This is a genomic window from Bradyrhizobium sp. CCGUVB4N, from assembly GCF_024199945.1.
In the GTDB taxonomy this organism is placed as follows: domain Bacteria; phylum Pseudomonadota; class Alphaproteobacteria; order Rhizobiales; family Xanthobacteraceae; genus Bradyrhizobium.
Map to the genome: position 1 here is coordinate 4,935,643 of NZ_JANADP010000001.1, position 15,706 is coordinate 4,951,348.

Below are 15,706 nucleotides of genomic sequence, written 5' to 3' on the forward strand. Positions count from 1 at the left end.
CGCTCCTTTGACGTGAAGACCGATCTGCTGGTCGTCGGCGCCGGTGCGGCCGGCATGACCGCCGCGTTGGTCGGTGCCCTCGAGGGACTCGATGTCATCCTTTGCGAAAAGTCGGACATGGTGGGCGGCACGACCGCAACCTCCGCCGGGACCGTCTGGATTCCGGGCAACCGGCAGGGACAGCGCGCGGGCACGCCTGATACGGTCGAGGCCGCGCGCACCTATCTCGCCGCGATGCTCGACGCGCACGCGACGGACGAACGCCTGGACATGTTCCTGAAGGCAGGCCCGATCGTGCTCGATTATCTCGAGCAGAAGACGAGCGTGCAATTCGCGGCGCCGCCGGTCCATCCCGACTACAAGAACCTACCGGGCGCCGCGATCGGTGGGCGTGCCCTTGGGGCACTTCCGTTCGACGGCCGCCGGCTAGGCCGAGACTTTGCCCGGGTCAGGCCGCCGCGCCGGGAGTTCATGGTTCTCGGCGGCATGATGGTCGGAAAGGCGGACATTCCGCCCTTGCTGGCGCCCTTCCGTAACTGGGCAAACGTCAAGCACGTCGCCAGCCTCCTTACGCGCCATGCCCTGGATCGGCTGAGCTACAAGCGCGGGACGCGCCTGATCATGGGCAATGCGCTCGTCGCGAGACTGTTCGACAGTGTCCGTCGCACCGGCGTCGACTTGCGATTTGGGACAGCACTTCGCGAGATCATCCGTGAAGGCGACGACATCGCCGGTGCCGTGCTGTCGTCTCCAAGCGGAGAGGTGGCCATACGCGCCCGCAAGGGCGTGGTGCTGGCGACAGGCGGCATCGGCTGGAGCCGTGAGCTTCGGGAGCGTCTGTTTCCGGAGGCGGCGCGGCGCTTTTCCCTTGTGCCCTCATCCAACACCGGAGACGGCCTTTTGGCGGCCGAGCGTGCCAATGCCGTGATCGAGCGCGACCTCGAAAGCCCGGCCTTGTGGATGCCGAGCTCGGTGATGGCGCAGGCCGACGGTCATGTCTCGGTCTTCCCGCACATCATGCTCGATCGGGCCAAGCCGGGACTGCTGGCCGTGAACAAATCGGGGCGCCGCTTCGTGAATGAAGCGGATTCCTACCACGACTTCGTCGCCGCGATGCTGCGCTCGAACGCGTCGGCAGAGTCAACGACACCTGCTTTCCTGATCTGCGACCGTGCCTTCATCAGGGATTTTGGCCTCGGGTTGGTTCACCCCGGGACCAGGAATTTGAGCGGCTTCCTGGGGGCCGGATATCTGATGGAAGGCGACACCGTCGCGGCCCTGGCCCGCAAGATCGGCGTGGACCCCGACCGGCTCGCGCAGACAGTCGAGCGGTACAACGGCTTTGCAGAAACCGGGATCGACGAAGACTTCGGCCGGGGCGCCAGCGAACTGAATCGGTTCAATGGCGATCCCAAGGGCAAGCCGACCCCATGCCTGCGACGGATCGGGCCAGGGCCATATTATGCGGTGGCCGTCTGGCCGTCGGACCTCGCCAGCAGCGCCGGCTTGCGCACGGATTCACGAGGCCGGGTTTTGTCTCGCGACGGCGAGAGCTTATCCGGGCTCTACGCGGTCGGCACCGATGCATCCTCGATCTTTCGCGGAACGTACCCCGGACCTGGCACGATGATCGGCCCAGCGATCGTATTCGGCTGGTGCGCCGCGATGGATGCTGCGGGAACGTTGCGCAGATTTATCGATCCGCCACCGCGCTAAAGCACGTCGTTGCGGTCTCTCGGACATGCCGTTTTGTTCTCAAATCATTCCGATACGGCATTAGTGCTCGGGCCTGCACTCGTCCAATGTAGTCCGCAAATCGACAAGAGAGCCATCGGCCACGACCGATGGCCGCGCGGAGGAAACCATGAAGCTCAGCAGGATGCTTTCCGTAGTGGCTGTGGCGGGACTGACCGTTTCGCCCGCCATGGCGCAGACACCCGATGCCGCCATCGCCGTGGAGGGCGGGCAAATCCGCGGTGTCGCATCCGATGTCGCCGGAGTTTCCATCTACAAAGCGGTGCCGTTCGCAGCACCTCCGGTGGGCGGCAACCGCTGGAAGTCACCTCAGCCCGTGGTGCCCTGGTCGGGCGTCAAGGACAGCGGCGCGTGGCCAAACCGGTGCACCCAACTCGCCAGCGCCAATCCGCCGGGCACGTTCTACTTCAATGAATATTATTGGGACCCGGCGAAGGATCCCAAAGACAGCGAAGACTGCCTCTATCTGAACATCTGGGTGCCGGCAAAACCTGCCGGCGCGGCGCTTCCGGTGATGGTGTACTACCACGGCGGCGGCAACCGCCACGGCAACAATTCCGAGGTCGAGTTCAACGCGGCCAAGCTCGCCGCCAAGGGTATCATCGTCGTCTCGGCCGCCTATCGCCTGAACATCATGGGCTTCCTCGCTTTGCCCGGAATGAAGGAGGAGGGCGCCGGAAACTTTGCGATCCTCGACGCCGTGGAGGCGCTGAAATGGGTGCACAAGAACATCGGCGCGTTCGGCGGTGACCCCGGCAAGGTGACCATTGCCGGGCAATCGGCGGGATCGCGCAATGTCAGAAGCGTCATGTCCACGCCGCTCTCCAAGGGCCTGTTCCAGCGCGCGATCATGCACTCGAGCCCCACCGTGATGGCGCAGCCGGGAAAGCCGAACTACGTCACGCTTGCGGACAAGACGACCGCGGCCGGACCGGTCTTCGAGAAGCTCTTTCCCGGCAAGAGCCTCGACGATCTCAGGAAGCTGCCGGCCGAAGAGTTCTACAAGGATCCGGCCAGGATCGACGCCATGTATGGCGCAACCAGCAACATGTACGCGGTCATCGACGGTCACGTCCTGACCACGGACTCGGTCGACCTGACGAAGGAGGGCGCCCTCAACGGCGTTGATGTCATCGTCGGCACGGTCGCCGACGAGCGGACCGCGCTCGACGGTGCGCCGGACAAGGTCATGGAGATTGCGGCCTTCCATGCCTACTGGAAAAAGCTGCTGGGCGAACAGCTGTACGCCAAATATGCGTTCGAGAAGCTGTACCCGGCGTCCACCGAACGCGACGCCTACCGCCAGCACCTCAAGGCCCAGGCCGACCTGCTGCTCGAGCAAAACCGGATCGCGGGCTCGCTTCTCACGGCCCGAAACCCGTCCAGCAAGGTCTACGTCTTCTACTTCAACCACCCGACGCCCGGACGCGATCGCGAATATTACGGCGCGTGGCATTCGTCCGACCTCTGGTACACCTTCAACTCGCTTCGCAACGAGCCCGGCCAACGCCCGTGGGCGCCCTATGATTTCGAGCTGGCCGAGCAGGCCTCCTCGATGTGGGCCAATTTCGTCAAGACGGGCGATCCCAACGGAGAGGGCTTGCCGGCCTGGCCCAAGGCCAGCCGTTCCAACAACGGCACCTACATGTCATTCAACGAGACATCGACCGGCGCGACCAACGCCTCGCCGTATACAGGCACGACCGCCGAACGCCGCAACGCGCTGTTCCACGATTATCAGATGACGTTCTACGGCGTCAGCGAGTGACCCGCCCCTTACGCCGGGGACTCCGTTGCTCGAGAGGCGGCCGCTCGTTCCTGAGGTCCTCGGTCGCGCGCCTGAGGATGTCGTGGAGCCAGTCGTGCGACGGCTCGCCCGCGATGCGTTCGTGCCACAACAGCCGGACCTCGACCGGGGTCGTGGCGTAGGGCAGCTCGTACGTTGTGATGGCATGCGCGCGCGCGAACGCCCGCGCCAATGGCCGCGGAACGATGGCCGCCAATTCCGAGTCCGCGAGCAAAGCGGGCAGGGCCAGGAAATGCGGCAGCGAAACTGCTATTCGCGGTGGCCGATCGCTTTCGGACAATGCCCGTTCGAGCGCCGCGCGGTCGTACATTTCCGATCGCCTGGCGAGGCCGCGCTCGGAGATGAAGCCTCCGATCGCTCCTTCCTGCTCGCCGCCGAAGGAGACAACGACGAGCGGCATGCGCGCCAGAGCCGCATTGTCGATCCGGCCGAGCTTGCGCTTTCCGCCCACGATCAGCACGTCGTCATATTCGAACAACAGCGACGTCCGGAATCGGCTCGGCGGATCCGAGAAGACGCCGATCGCAACGTCGATGCGGCCAAGGTCGATCTGCTCGGCGAGGTCGATCCGCGTCACCGGCTTGATCATCAGGTCGACCGCCGGCGCCTCGTGCCTGAGTATCTTCAGGAGCGGTGAGGCCAGCACCATCGTGGTGAAGTCGTTGGCGGCCAGGGTGAACTGCCTGGTGGAGGCGGACGGAACGAAGCTCGGCAGTTCGACCGCCACCTCGAGCGATCGCAGGGCCTCGCGAACCTGCGGCGCCATCGTCAATGCGCGCGCGGTCGGCTGCATGCCGGTCGCGGTGCGCACGAACAGATCGTCTTCCAGCATCTCGCGGAGCCGGGCGAGCGAATGGCTCACGGCGGATTGACTGAGAGCCACCCGCTGACTCGCCCGCAGCACGCTGCGCTCCTCCATGACGGCATCGAAGACCTTGAGCAGGTTCAGGTCCAGGGTCTTGAAGGAAACAGCCACGAGCAGCACACCATCGCAGGCGGATCGCGCGCCCGTTGCGTACCTGCGATCTTGTCCAGTTAAGGCCAGACGGCCAGCCGACGCAACCGAGCAGGGCGCCGGGACCGCGACGCCGGGCCGCGCGTGGCGCCAAACTGAAGGTGGTTCAGGATCACTCTGCAAGAGTTTCACTTCCGCAATTGCGCGATCCCGTCATGATCCCGGCGCCGGATTTGGAGGAGACGGGCCATGACATCCTGCGGGATATCGATCGGAGTTGTCGGAGTAGCACTGGCGCTGTTGACGGCGCCGGCCATTGCGCAGGACGGTCCGGTGAAGCTCGGCGTCCTGACCGACATGTCCTCGCTCTACGCCGACAATGGCGGTCAGGGCTCGGTGGTTGCGGCGCAGATGGCCGTCGACGATTTCAACGGTCAGGTGCTCGGGCGCCCCATCCAGATCGTCGCGGGAGATCACCAGAACAAGGCCGATGTGGGAGCGACCATCGCCCGGCGCTGGCTCGAGAATGAGAATGTCGAGGTCATTCTCGATGTGCCGAACTCTGCCGTCGCACTGGCCGTGCAGGGCATCACGCGCGACAAGAAGAAGCTGTTCCTCGCCACCGGCGCCGCCACGTCCCGCCTCACCGGCGACGAATGCTCGCCGACCGGGATCCACTGGACCTACGACACCTACGCGCTGTCGCAGGGAACGACGAAGGCGATGTCGCGTCTCGGCGCAAACTCCTGGTACTTCATTTCGGTCGACTACTCCCTCGGAGCCCAGCTCGAAGCCGACAGCCGCAAGGTCATCGACGCCATGGGCGGCAAGGTGGCTGGAGCAGCCAAACATCCGATCAACACGCCCGACTTCTCATCCTTCCTGCTGCAGGCGCAGTCCTCGAAGGCGGACGTGATCGCGCTCGCCGATTCCGGCGGCGACTTCATCAACGCCGTCAAGCAGGCCGGTGAATTCGGCATCACGGAGCGGCAGAAGCTTGTCGGGTTGCTCGTCTTCATCGCCGACATTCACAGTCTCGGACTCCAGAGCGCCCAGGGCCTGATGCTGAGCTCGGCGTTCTACTGGGACCTCAACGACGACACGCGCGCGTGGTCCAGGCGTTTCATCGCGAAGACCCAGAAGGTCCCGACCATGATCCATGCCGGCACGTATGGCGCGGTCATGCACTACCTGAAAGCCGTCCAGGCGGCGGGCACGCTGGATGGGCCAACCGTCGCCGCCACGATGCGCGCAATGCCCGTGAACGATTTCATGACCCGCAACGGCCGGATCCGCGACGACGGCCGGCTGGTTCGCGACATGTATCTGTTTCGCGTCAAGGCGCCCGCGCAATCGAGATACAAGTTCGACTATTACGAGCTGCTGGCGACAATCCCGGGAGACGAAGCTTTCCGGCCGATGGAGCAGGGCGGATGTCCATTCCCCAAGAAGTCATGATCGGCCAAGGCGTCGTCGGCAAAGGCTTGGCGGCCCAGAGCCGCATCGACGAGATCATCGCAAGCCGTTTTGCATGCCGCGACTTCTCGGGCGCGCCGGTCGGGCGAGGGATCATCGAAGAGATTCTGCGCGTGGCGCGGTTCGCGCCGAGCGGCGCCAACATCCAGCCCTGGCGCGTCTACGTCCTGGCGGGCGACGCCAAGGAGCGGGTGTCGGCGGCGCTCCACGAAGCCCACGAAACCGCTCGCGACGCGCACGTGTCGGAATACCGCTACTATGCCAGCGACCTGCCCGAACCCTACCTGCAGCGACGGCAGGAGTTCGGCCGATTGTTCTACGGCTCGCTCGGCATCGCCCAAACCGATGCCGAGGCCAGAAGCGCGCAGACGGCCAAGAATTACGCGTTCTTCGGCGCGCCCGTCGGACTGATCGTCACAATCGACCGGCGCCTGCAGGTCGGGAGCTGGCTCGACCTCGGCATGTTCGTCCAGAACGTGCTGTTGGCGGCGGCAGGCCACGGGCTGCAGTCCTGTCCGCAGGAGACGTTCTCGAAATATCACCGGATCCTGCGCCCGCTGCTGCAGATCCCGGCGGAGCAAATGGTGGTGTGCGGCATCTCGATCGGCCGTGCCAGGGACGGGTCGCGGGGCAGGCTGATGCCGCGCGCGGACATCGCCGACTTCGCCGCGTTCGCGGGGTTCGAAGACCAGTGTGCAACCGAAACAGAAAGGACACGGCCATGGGAAGCCGAGAGGACCTGATTCAGAGCAGCATTCCGTTCCTGCGCGAGGTCAAGGACATGACGCCCGGCGCGCAGATGGAGCGGTGGCTCAACGAGAGATATGGCGAGGACAGCCAGCTCTACCAGGACCTGGCCCGCCTGATAAAGCGCGGCGTCGAGGAAGGCTGGGCAGCCAACCAGGAGGTCGATGGTCCGAACTACCGGCGCAGCCGCATCCTGGAGCCCACGCCCGACACGTTCCAGTTCAGCATCACGGCCGTCTACATGAACAGCGCCGATCCACGCCGCTTCAAGGACGAGGACGACCATGACCATGACGTGCTGCGTGGGCAGTATCACGGCCATCCGTATGGGGAGCTGAACCTGGTCGTGCCCCTGGACAAGGGCGCCGAGCTGAAGGGACTGCAGGGCTGGCAGGGGCCCGGCTGGACGGCGCCCGATCCCGGCAGCCGGCACTATCCCGAGGTCCGCGGCGGCGCCGTCATCGCGCTGTTCTATCTGCCCGCCGGACGCATCTCCTACGACTTCGCCGCACCGTCCTGATCACCCGCCGGACGATCCCGGATGACGCCGTTCGCCGGCGCCATCGGTTTCGAAGCAACCCCATCAAAGTAAGGACAGGCCCGCGCGGCGACGATGCGTCGCGCTGGCCACGGCCTGCGAGGCAGGCTGTGGTCGAAGAGGAGGCGTTTCGGCGACGCGACGCCGGATCGCACCCGATCCGGGACAGCCATATCCGTAATTCGCATAAGGTATATTATGGAATATATTTATATCAAATTAGATCAGTTATTTAGACGAAGTTCCTGACACCACGCCTTCGCTGCAGCCGATTTTCGAGCCGACCCATCGGTCGTCGCCGCAGCTCCTGACGGCTACTGTGCATGGGGTTGTTTTCGCCTTTTCGAATCCGACCCATCTGCCGAAAGCCGATATTGCCGCGACCTTGTCCGGCTGCAATAAGCGAGCTTCGCGAGATCGCAGATGACTGCTGACCAGACGTCCGTATAGGTTTGCATCTCACAACAAGAACAAACTTCCGAGGAAGCAGACCCATGGTCTTTTCGACGCGTTTTTCCCGCCGCACGCTTCTCAAGGCCTCCGCCGCGACCGCCGTCTTTGGCGGCGTCAGCGCGCCCTATGTGGCCCGTGCCCAGGCCGCCGAGTTCTCCTACAAGTTCGCCAACAACCTGCCTGAGTCGCATCCGTTCGTGGCGCGCGCCCGTGAGATGGCGGCGGCCATCAAGACCGAGACCAACGGCCGGTTCGACCTCCAGGTCTTTCCGAACAGCCAGCTCGGCTCCGACACCGACATGCTGAGCCAGGTGCGCTCCGGCGGCGTCGAGTTCTTCACGCTGTCCGGCCTGATCCTGGCGACCCTGGTGCCGGCGGCCTCGATCAACGGCATCGGCTTTGCGTTCCCGGATTACCCCACGGTCTGGAAGGCCATGGACGGCGAGCTCGGCGCCTATGTCCGCGGCGAGATCAACAAGGCCGGGCTCGAGGTCATGGACAAGATCTGGGACAACGGCTTCCGCCAGACCACGTCCTCGACCAAGCCGATCAACGGCCCGGACGATTTCAAGGGCTTCAAGATCCGCGTGCCGGTGTCGCCGCTGTGGACCTCGATGTTCAAGGCGTTCGACGCCTCGCCCGCCTCGATCAATTTCGCCGAAGTCTATTCGGCCCTGCAGACCAAGATCGTCGAAGGCCAGGAGAACCCGCTGGCCCTGATCTCGACGGCGAAGCTCTACGAGGTCCAGAAATACTGCTCGCTGACCAACCACATGTGGGACGGCTTCTGGTTCCTGATGAACCGCCGCGCCTGGGCGGCGCTGCCGGACGACATCAAGACCATCGTCGCCAAGAACGTCAACGCGGCCGCCGTCAAGGAGCGCGAGGACACCGAGAAGCTTAATATCAGCGTCAGGCAGGAGCTCGCCGGCAAGGGCCTCACGTTCAACCAGCCCGAGGTCGGGCCGTTCCGTGACAAGCTGCGCGCCGCCGGCTTCTACGCCGAGTGGAAGGGCAAGTACGGCGACAAGGCCTGGGATCTGCTCGAAAAGTCCGTCGGCAAGCTGTCGTAACGTACCAAGCAATAGGGGCCTCGCCATGGCTCATGTCGACATGACGCCAGCCGTGGCCGGCGAGGTGGCAACACCCCCTCGCCGCCGGCCTGTGCTCGGCGCGATCGAGCATGCATTGAAATGGCTGGTCGAGATCCCGGCGGCGATCCTTGTCGTCGCCGAGGTCGTGATCCTGTTCGCCGGCGTGGTCTCGCGCTACGTGCTGCATGCGCCGCTGGTGTGGTCGGACGAGCTGGCCTCGATGCTGTTCCTGTGGCTGGCGATGCTGGGCTCCGCGGTCGCATTCCGCCGCAGCGAGCACATGCGGATGACGGCGCTGGTCGCGAGCGCCGGCCCCAGGCTCTGGGCTTATCTCGACGTGGTCGCGACCTGCGCGGCGCTGGCATTCCTGCTGCTGATCGTGCACCCGGCCTATGAATACGCCTACGAAGAGAGTTTCATCACCACGCCGGCGCTGCAGATCTCCAATACCTGGCGCGCTGCGGCGCTGCCGGTCGGCATCTGCCTGATGGTGCTGTTCGCGCTGCTGCGGCTGCTCCGCGTCGGCGACATCAGGACGCTGCTGGCGGCCGCCGCCACGGTCGTCGTGCTGATCGCGCTGTTCTGGTTCGCCCAGCCGCTGCTCAAGCCGCTCGGCAATCTCAATCTCATCATCTTCTTCGTCGGCGTGGTCGGCCTCTGCGTGTTCGCGGGCGTGCCGATCGCGTTTGCTTTCGGGCTGGCGATCTTCGGCTATCTGGCGCTGACCACGCGGACGCCGCTGATGGTGCTGGTCGGACGGATGGACGAGGGCATGAGCCACCTCATCCTGCTCTCGGTGCCGCTGTTCGTGTTCCTGGGGCTCCTGATCGAGATGACCGGCATGGCGCGGGCCATGGTGGCGTTTCTGGCGAGCCTGCTCGGCCATGTCCGCGGCGGCCTGCATTACGTGCTGGTCGGCGCGATGTACCTGGTCTCAGGCATTTCGGGCGCCAAGGCGGCTGATATGGCGGCCGTTGCGCCCGTGCTGTTTCCGGAAATGAAGCAGCGCGGCGCCAAGCCGGGCGATCTCGTCGCCCTGCTCGCGGCAACCGGCGCCCAGACCGAAACCATTCCGCCGAGCCTGGTGCTGATCACCATCGGCTCGGTCACGGGCGTATCGATCTCCGCGCTGTTCACCGGCGGCCTGCTGCCGGGCGTCGTGCTGGCGCTGACGCTGTCGGGACTGGTGTGGTGGCGCTACCGCGGCGAGGACCTGAGTCACGTCACCCGTGCAACGTCGGGCGAGATTGCGCGCGCGTTCGTGGTGTCCATCCCTGCCCTGGCCCTGCCCTTTGTCATCCGTTACGCCGTGGTCGAAGGCATCGCGACCGCCACCGAAGTCTCGACCATCGGAATCGTCTACGCGCTGGTCATCGGGCTCCTGATCTACCGGCAATTCGACTGGCGGCGGCTATTGCCGATGCTGATCGAGACCGCGTGCCTGTCCGGCGCCATCCTGCTGATCATTGGGACTGCGACCGGCATGGCCTGGGGCCTGACCCAGTCCGGCTTCTCGCGCGCGCTGGCGGCGTCCATGACCGGCTTGCCCGGCGGCTCCGCCACCTTCATCGCCGTCTCCATCCTGGCCTTCGTGATCCTCGGCAGCGTGCTGGAGGGCATCCCGGCAATCGTTCTGTTCGGACCGCTGATGTTTCCGATCGCCCGGCTCGTCGGCGTGCACGAGGTGCACTACGCCATGATCATCATCCTGGCGATGGGCATCGGGCTATTCGCCCCGCCGTTCGGCGTCGGCTATTATGCCGCCTGCGCCATCGGACGGGTCGATCCGGCCGAAGGCATCAGACCGATCTGGGGCTATCTGCTGGCGCTGCTGGTGGGATTGATCATCGTCGCGGTCTTCCCCTGGATCTCGATCGGATTCCTGTAAACCGCGCGGCGTCATGGAGGGTGTCGATGAGCGATCAGCAGAACCAGTACAATATCGGCCTCGACAAGACCCCCGCCAACTACGTGCCGCTGTCGCCGCTGAGCTTCCTCGCGCGTAGCGCCGCGGTGTATCCGGATCACGTCAGCACGGTCTATGAGGGCCGCAGCTTCACCTGGGCTCAGACGCATGAGCGCTGCAAGCGCTTTGCATCCTGGCTCGCCGGCAAGGGCATCGGCGTCGGCGACACCGTCGCGGCGATGCTGCCGAACATTCCGGCGATGAACGAGGCCCACTTCGCGGTGCCCATGACGGGCGCCGTGCTCAATGCGCTCAACATCCGCCTCGATGCGCCCTCGATCGCGTTCCAGCTCGATCATGGCGGCGCCAAGATCATCCTTGTCGACCCCGAGTTTTCCGGCGTGATCACCGATGCGTTGGCGCAAATGAGCGGGCCAAAGCCGTTCGTAATCGACGTCGATGATGCCTCGTTTAAGGGCGGCAAGCGCATCGGCGAGTTCGAATATGAAGCCGCCGTCGCGCAAGGCGATCCGAATTTTGCGGCGATCCTGCCAAAGGACGAGTGGGATGCGATCGCGCTGAGCTACACCTCTGGCACCACGGGCAATCCCAAAGGCGTCGTCACCCATCATCGCGGCGCCTATCTGAATGCGGTCAGCAACATCCTTGCCGGCAATCTCGGTCAGCATCCGGTCTATCTCTGGACGCTGCCGATGTTCCACTGCAACGGCTGGTGTTTTCCCTGGACCTTGGCGGCGGCCGCCGGCATCAATGTCTGCCTCCGCAAGGTCGAGCCGACCAAGATCTTCGAGCTGATCAAGCAGCACGGTGTCACCCACATGTGCGGCGCGCCGATCGTCTACAACACGCTGATCAATGCGCCGGACGCGCCGAAGGGCGGTGCCGCCCGCCGCGTGGTCGGCCTGATCGCCGGCGCTGCGCCGCCCGTCGCCGTGCTCGAAGGCGCCGAAAGCATCGGCATCAAGCTCACGCACGTCTATGGCCTCACCGAGGTCTACGGTCCCGCCTCCGTCTGCGCCGAGCAGCCCGGCTGGGATGAGCTTCCCGCCCCCGAACGCGCGAAAATGAAACGCCGGCAGGGCGTGCCCTACCCGCTCGAGGAAGGCGTCACGGTCATCAATCCGCAGACCATGCAGGAGGTGCCGCGCGATGGAGAAACCATCGGCGAGGTCATGTTCCGCGGCAACATCGTGATGAAGGGCTACCTCAAGAACGAGAAGGCGACGAAGGAAGCCTTCGAGGGCGGCTGGTTTCACACCGGCGATCTCGGCGTGCTCGACGAGCACGGCTACGTCACCATCAAGGATCGCTCCAAGGACATCATCATCTCAGGCGGAGAGAACATTTCGTCCGTGGAGGTCGAGGACGTCCTCTACAAGCACCCGGCCGTGCTGTTCGCCGCCGTGGTCGCGAAGCCCGATCCGAAATGGGGCGAAGTGCCCTGCGCCTTCGTCGAGCTCAAGGACGGCGCGAGCGCGAGCGAGGCCGATATCATCGCCTTCTGCCGCACGCAAATGAGCGGCTTCAAGACCCCGAAGGCGGTCGTGTTCGGGCCGATCCCGAAGACGTCGACGGGCAAGATCCAGAAATTCCTGCTGCGCAACGAGGTCGGCTCGGCCAAGGCGATTACGGCCTGATTGATCTGCGACGACCGGGTCGGATTCCCGTGAAACCCCGGACATAACGGGAAAAGATTTGAAAAAGGTGGCGCCGCCCTTACGGTTCCATCGCACCGGGTTCGTCGATTCCTGAACGATGCGCCGCGCGGTTGGCGACCGGTACGGTTGGGGCGGTTGATGCGATTGATCTCGCGCGACGGCGCATTTTTGCGTCTCGCGCCGCTATTGATGATCGGACTGCTACCCGGTAGCGCCAACGCGCAAGCCCCGGCGAAGGTGCCTGCCAGCGCGTCTCCGCCGACCCAGAGCGCCATTCCTTCGGCTCCGTCGCAAACAACGCAGACGAGTGTGACGGCCGCTAGTCCGGCGCCATCGTCGCAGCCGTTGACGGCAACAACCTTGAGTACCGCGCTCGCCAGTCCGGCTTCTGTTGCTTCGGCCGCGTCCAGCAACAGCGTGACGGCCAGCAGTGGCACGAGCTCGCCTGCTCCTGCCAGCAATACCGTGACCAGTCAGCCGAGCGTCGCAACTGTTGCCGGCGCGCCGACCGCTACGGCGAACGTTGGCGCCGCCGCTGCGTTGTCGCCTTCGAGCCCTGCGGTGCTGTCGCAGGCCGAAACCGCACAGGCCACGTTCCTGGCGATGACGCAGTTCACGCAGACTCTGCTCGACCCCGCGATCGACGGCCGCGGAGCCGGTGCGGGGCCCGTCGATCAGGCGCTTGAGGCCTATGCGGCGGCACCGTCTGAGTCTGATCGAACGCGCGGCGGTGTCGGGCGCGATGTCTATGCGGCCTTTTACGGTAAGCTGCCCTTCACCGGCTCGTCTTACGCGCCGCATTGGAACGTCTGGGCCTCGGGGTTGGGCTCGCAGGTCTCGAGCAGCAACGCTGCGCCTGGCTCCAGCTCATCGAGCCGCATCTTTGCAACTGTGGTCGGCGCCGATTACTCGCTCTCGCAGCAAACGCAGCTGGGCTTCGCAATGGCTGGCGGCGGCACCAATTTCACCGGCAGTGCTGGAAGCGGCCGCTCCGACCTGTTCCAGGCCGGCGCGTTCGTCCGCCACACGGTCGGGCGGGCCTATGTCGCCACGGCCCTCGCCTATGGCTGGCAGGCGATGACCAGCGATCACCCGGGCATCGATCAGCTCAACGCTGCGTTCAATGCCGATGCCTATTCCGGCCGCATTGAGAGCGGCTATCGCTTCGCCACGCCAGGGCCCGGCGTGACCGCCTATGCCGCCGGGCAGTTCATGACCTTCAACCTGCCAGCCTATGTTGCGAACGCCGTTGCGACGGCTTTCGGCAGTGATCGCATCAACGATAGAAGGAGCGAACTGGGCTTGCGTACCAGTACATCCTTCGCGCTTGACGATGGCATCGCGAATGTTCGGGCGCGTGTGGCCTGGGCGCATGATTTCACTGCTGCCGGTACTCTGCCCGCTGCTTTCCAGGCGCTGCCGGGGCTCGGTTACGTCGCAAGCGGCGCGGCGCTGGCACCGAATTCGACGCTCGCGGGCGGCACCATCGAAGTGAAATGGCTGAACGGCTGGGCCGCGGCCGCAACCCTCGACGGCGAACTCTCAAGCCAAGTGAGGTCGTACACCGGCAAGGCCATCATGCGCTATGCTTGGTGAGGCCGCAGCGGGTATTTGGCCCCAAGCCGGCATCACGGCGACCATTGCCAGTCTGACATGCCCGTAGAAGCGCGGAGTTGCGTTTGCGGCGATCGGAATTCGCCCTGAAATGAATCGCGCATGTTTGACGACATCGAGACACGACAGGAAAAGATTGGAAAACGTTAGAGACGCATTTACGTTTCCTTCCCGTCGGATTCGCTGATTCCACCTGATTCGCCGTGCAGGCTGCGCGGCTGGCGACCGGCGCGGTTGGGGCGCTTCATGCGGTTGCTGTCGTGAGCACAGACGTGCGTGCGCGTCTGGCGCTGCTGCTATTGACGGCTGGATTGTTTCTGCCGCGCGCGGCGGACGCGCAAGCCATGCGTGAGTACGGCGGCTTCGCCGTTTCCGAGAATTTTGGTATGCCCAGTCCGAATGCACCCGGCAGCTTCGGCAATTTTGGTGGTGGCAACAATTTTGCTGGCACGGGCGGCGCGATGTTCGGCGCCCCACCGCCGATGTCTGGCTTTGGCGGCGCGCCGTACGGCAGTGGCAATAACGGCGCCTCGGGGATGCAGCCGAACTACGGCTGGAACGGAGAGCCACCAGGGCTCGCCGGCGCAGGCCGATTCGGCATGCGGCAGGCGTTTGGCGGCGGCTCCGCTGCTTCGTCACAGACCGATGCGGCGCAAGCCACGTTCCTGGCGATGACGCAATTCACGCAGACCCTTCTTGATCCAGCCATCGACGGACGCGGCATCGGGCGGCCCGAGTTCGACTCGGAGCTCTCTGCCTACGCCGATCTCGGCAATGACCGCACGCACGGCGGCATCGGGCGCGATGCGTATGAGGCGATCTACGGCAAGCCGTCACTTGCGGCTCCGCACTGGAGCATCTGGGCCGCAGGCTTCGGCGGATCGCAGACCGCAACCGATGGCAACGGCTCGTCGGCCCGCAGCTTCGCCACCGCCGTGGGCGCGGATTATTCGCTCTCACCACAGACGCGGATGGGCTTTGCGCTTGCCGGCGGCGGCACCGGCTTTGCCAATAATTTCTCAAGCGGCCGCTCTGACCTGTTCCAGGCCGGCACTTTCATCAGGCACTCCATCGGCGCGGCCTATGTCGCGACCGCGCTGGCCTATGGCTGGCAGGCCATCACCAGTGATCATCAGGTCACGCCGGCCGGCAGCGACCAGCTCTCCCCGGCCGTCAACGCCAACGCCTATTCGGGCCGCATCGAGAGCGGCTACCGGATTGCGATGCCATGGTTCGGCATCACGCCTTACGCAGCCGGCCAGGTCACCATGTTCCGCCTCGCTGCCAGCGCCGGTCAGCTGGCTGACGCTGCCGATCCGTCCAGGGCGCCCTCCAGCAACAGCAACAGCTTTACCGACAGCCGCAGCGAGCTCGGCCTGCGCACGAGCACCTCGTTCGTGCTCGCTGGCAGCCTCTTCGATCTGCGAGGACGTCTGGCCTGGGCGCATGATTTCAGCGCAACGCAGTCTTTGCCAGCGGTGTTTCAGGCGTTCTCCGGCCAGGGGGCCGGCCAAGGCTTCGTGATCGGAACCACGGCGCTTGCACCTAACTCGGCACTGACTGGCGTAGCCCTCGAGCTGCGCGGCTTGAACGGCTGGTCGGCGAGCGCGAACTTCGACAGCGAGCTGTCGAGCCTGGTGCGCGCCTATACCGGCAAGGCCGTAGTCCGCTACACTTGGTAA

The 15,706-nt window shown here is 64.8% G+C and carries 11 protein-coding genes; 10 read left to right on the forward strand and 1 reads right to left on the reverse strand.

What is annotated here, in order from left to right; translation table 11 throughout:
* Positions 1 to 12: 12 nt before the first annotated feature.
* Both NLM31_RS22615 and NLM31_RS22620 read left to right on the forward strand, forming a co-directional pair.
* Positions 13 to 1,716, forward strand: coding sequence for an FAD-dependent oxidoreductase (locus tag NLM31_RS22615; protein ID WP_254193714.1), 1,704 nt, complete (start codon positions 13 to 15; stop codon positions 1,714 to 1,716).
* A 148-nt stretch (positions 1,717 to 1,864) separates the two neighbouring features.
* The gene (locus NLM31_RS22620; protein WP_254131473.1) at positions 1,865 to 3,523 is read left to right on the forward strand and encodes a carboxylesterase/lipase family protein; all 1,659 of its coding nucleotides are present in this window, start codon (positions 1,865 to 1,867) and stop codon (positions 3,521 to 3,523) included.
* Here the strand turns inward: NLM31_RS22620 and NLM31_RS22625 are convergent.
* The gene (locus NLM31_RS22625) at positions 3,513 to 4,538 is read right to left on the reverse strand and encodes a LysR family transcriptional regulator (protein WP_254131474.1); all 1,026 of its coding nucleotides are present in this window, start codon (positions 4,536 to 4,538) and stop codon (positions 3,513 to 3,515) included. The genes NLM31_RS22620 and NLM31_RS22625 overlap by 11 nt on opposite strands.
* Positions 4,539 to 4,766: 228 nt before the next feature.
* On the opposite strand from NLM31_RS22625, the gene NLM31_RS22630 reads away from it, so the two are divergent.
* The 8 genes from NLM31_RS22630 to NLM31_RS22665 all read left to right on the forward strand — a co-directional run bounded on the left by NLM31_RS22630 (position 4,767) and on the right by NLM31_RS22665 (position 15,706).
* Positions 4,767 to 5,975 (forward strand): ABC transporter substrate-binding protein, encoded by a 1,209-nt coding sequence (locus tag NLM31_RS22630; RefSeq protein ID WP_254193715.1) that lies wholly within the window; start codon positions 4,767 to 4,769, stop codon positions 5,973 to 5,975.
* Complete coding sequence (locus NLM31_RS22635; protein WP_254131476.1) at positions 5,951 to 6,736, forward strand: nitroreductase; 786 nt, start codon at positions 5,951 to 5,953, stop codon at positions 6,734 to 6,736. The genes NLM31_RS22630 and NLM31_RS22635 overlap by 25 nt, the downstream gene beginning before the upstream one ends.
* Complete coding sequence (locus NLM31_RS22640; protein WP_254131477.1) at positions 6,715 to 7,260, forward strand: DUF4863 family protein; 546 nt, start codon at positions 6,715 to 6,717, stop codon at positions 7,258 to 7,260. The genes NLM31_RS22635 and NLM31_RS22640 overlap by 22 nt, the downstream gene beginning before the upstream one ends.
* 512 nt (positions 7,261 to 7,772) lie before the next feature.
* Complete coding sequence (locus tag NLM31_RS22645) at positions 7,773 to 8,804, forward strand: TRAP transporter substrate-binding protein (protein WP_254193716.1); 1,032 nt, start codon at positions 7,773 to 7,775, stop codon at positions 8,802 to 8,804.
* Between the two features lie 25 nt (positions 8,805 to 8,829).
* The gene (locus tag NLM31_RS22650) at positions 8,830 to 10,713 is read left to right on the forward strand and encodes a TRAP transporter large permease subunit (RefSeq protein WP_254193717.1); all 1,884 of its coding nucleotides are present in this window, start codon (positions 8,830 to 8,832) and stop codon (positions 10,711 to 10,713) included.
* A 26-nt stretch (positions 10,714 to 10,739) separates the two neighbouring features.
* Complete coding sequence (locus tag NLM31_RS22655) at positions 10,740 to 12,389, forward strand: acyl-CoA synthetase (protein WP_254193718.1); 1,650 nt, start codon at positions 10,740 to 10,742, stop codon at positions 12,387 to 12,389.
* 165 nt (positions 12,390 to 12,554) lie between these two features.
* Positions 12,555 to 14,006, forward strand: coding sequence for an autotransporter outer membrane beta-barrel domain-containing protein (locus NLM31_RS22660; RefSeq protein WP_254193719.1), 1,452 nt, complete (start codon positions 12,555 to 12,557; stop codon positions 14,004 to 14,006).
* Positions 14,007 to 14,284: 278 nt separating this feature from the next.
* Positions 14,285 to 15,706: an autotransporter outer membrane beta-barrel domain-containing protein gene (locus NLM31_RS22665; protein ID WP_254193720.1), complete on the forward strand. Its 1,422-nt coding sequence runs from the start codon at positions 14,285 to 14,287 to the stop codon at positions 15,704 to 15,706.

Coding starts and splice junctions, on each gene's coding strand:
- NLM31_RS22620 (WP_254131473.1), top strand. CDS start 1,865: ATGAAGCTCAGCAGGATGCTTTCCGTAGTGGCTGTGGCGGGACTGACC.
- NLM31_RS22630 (WP_254193715.1), top strand. CDS start 4,767: ATGACATCCTGCGGGATATCGATCGGAGTTGTCGGAGTAGCACTGGCG.
- NLM31_RS22635 (WP_254131476.1), top strand. CDS start 5,951: ATGTCCATTCCCCAAGAAGTCATGATCGGCCAAGGCGTCGTCGGCAAA.
- NLM31_RS22640 (WP_254131477.1), top strand. CDS start 6,715: ATGGGAAGCCGAGAGGACCTGATTCAGAGCAGCATTCCGTTCCTGCGC.
- NLM31_RS22645 (WP_254193716.1), top strand. CDS start 7,773: ATGGTCTTTTCGACGCGTTTTTCCCGCCGCACGCTTCTCAAGGCCTCC.
- NLM31_RS22650 (WP_254193717.1), top strand. CDS start 8,830: ATGGCTCATGTCGACATGACGCCAGCCGTGGCCGGCGAGGTGGCAACA.
- NLM31_RS22655 (WP_254193718.1), top strand. CDS start 10,740: ATGAGCGATCAGCAGAACCAGTACAATATCGGCCTCGACAAGACCCCC.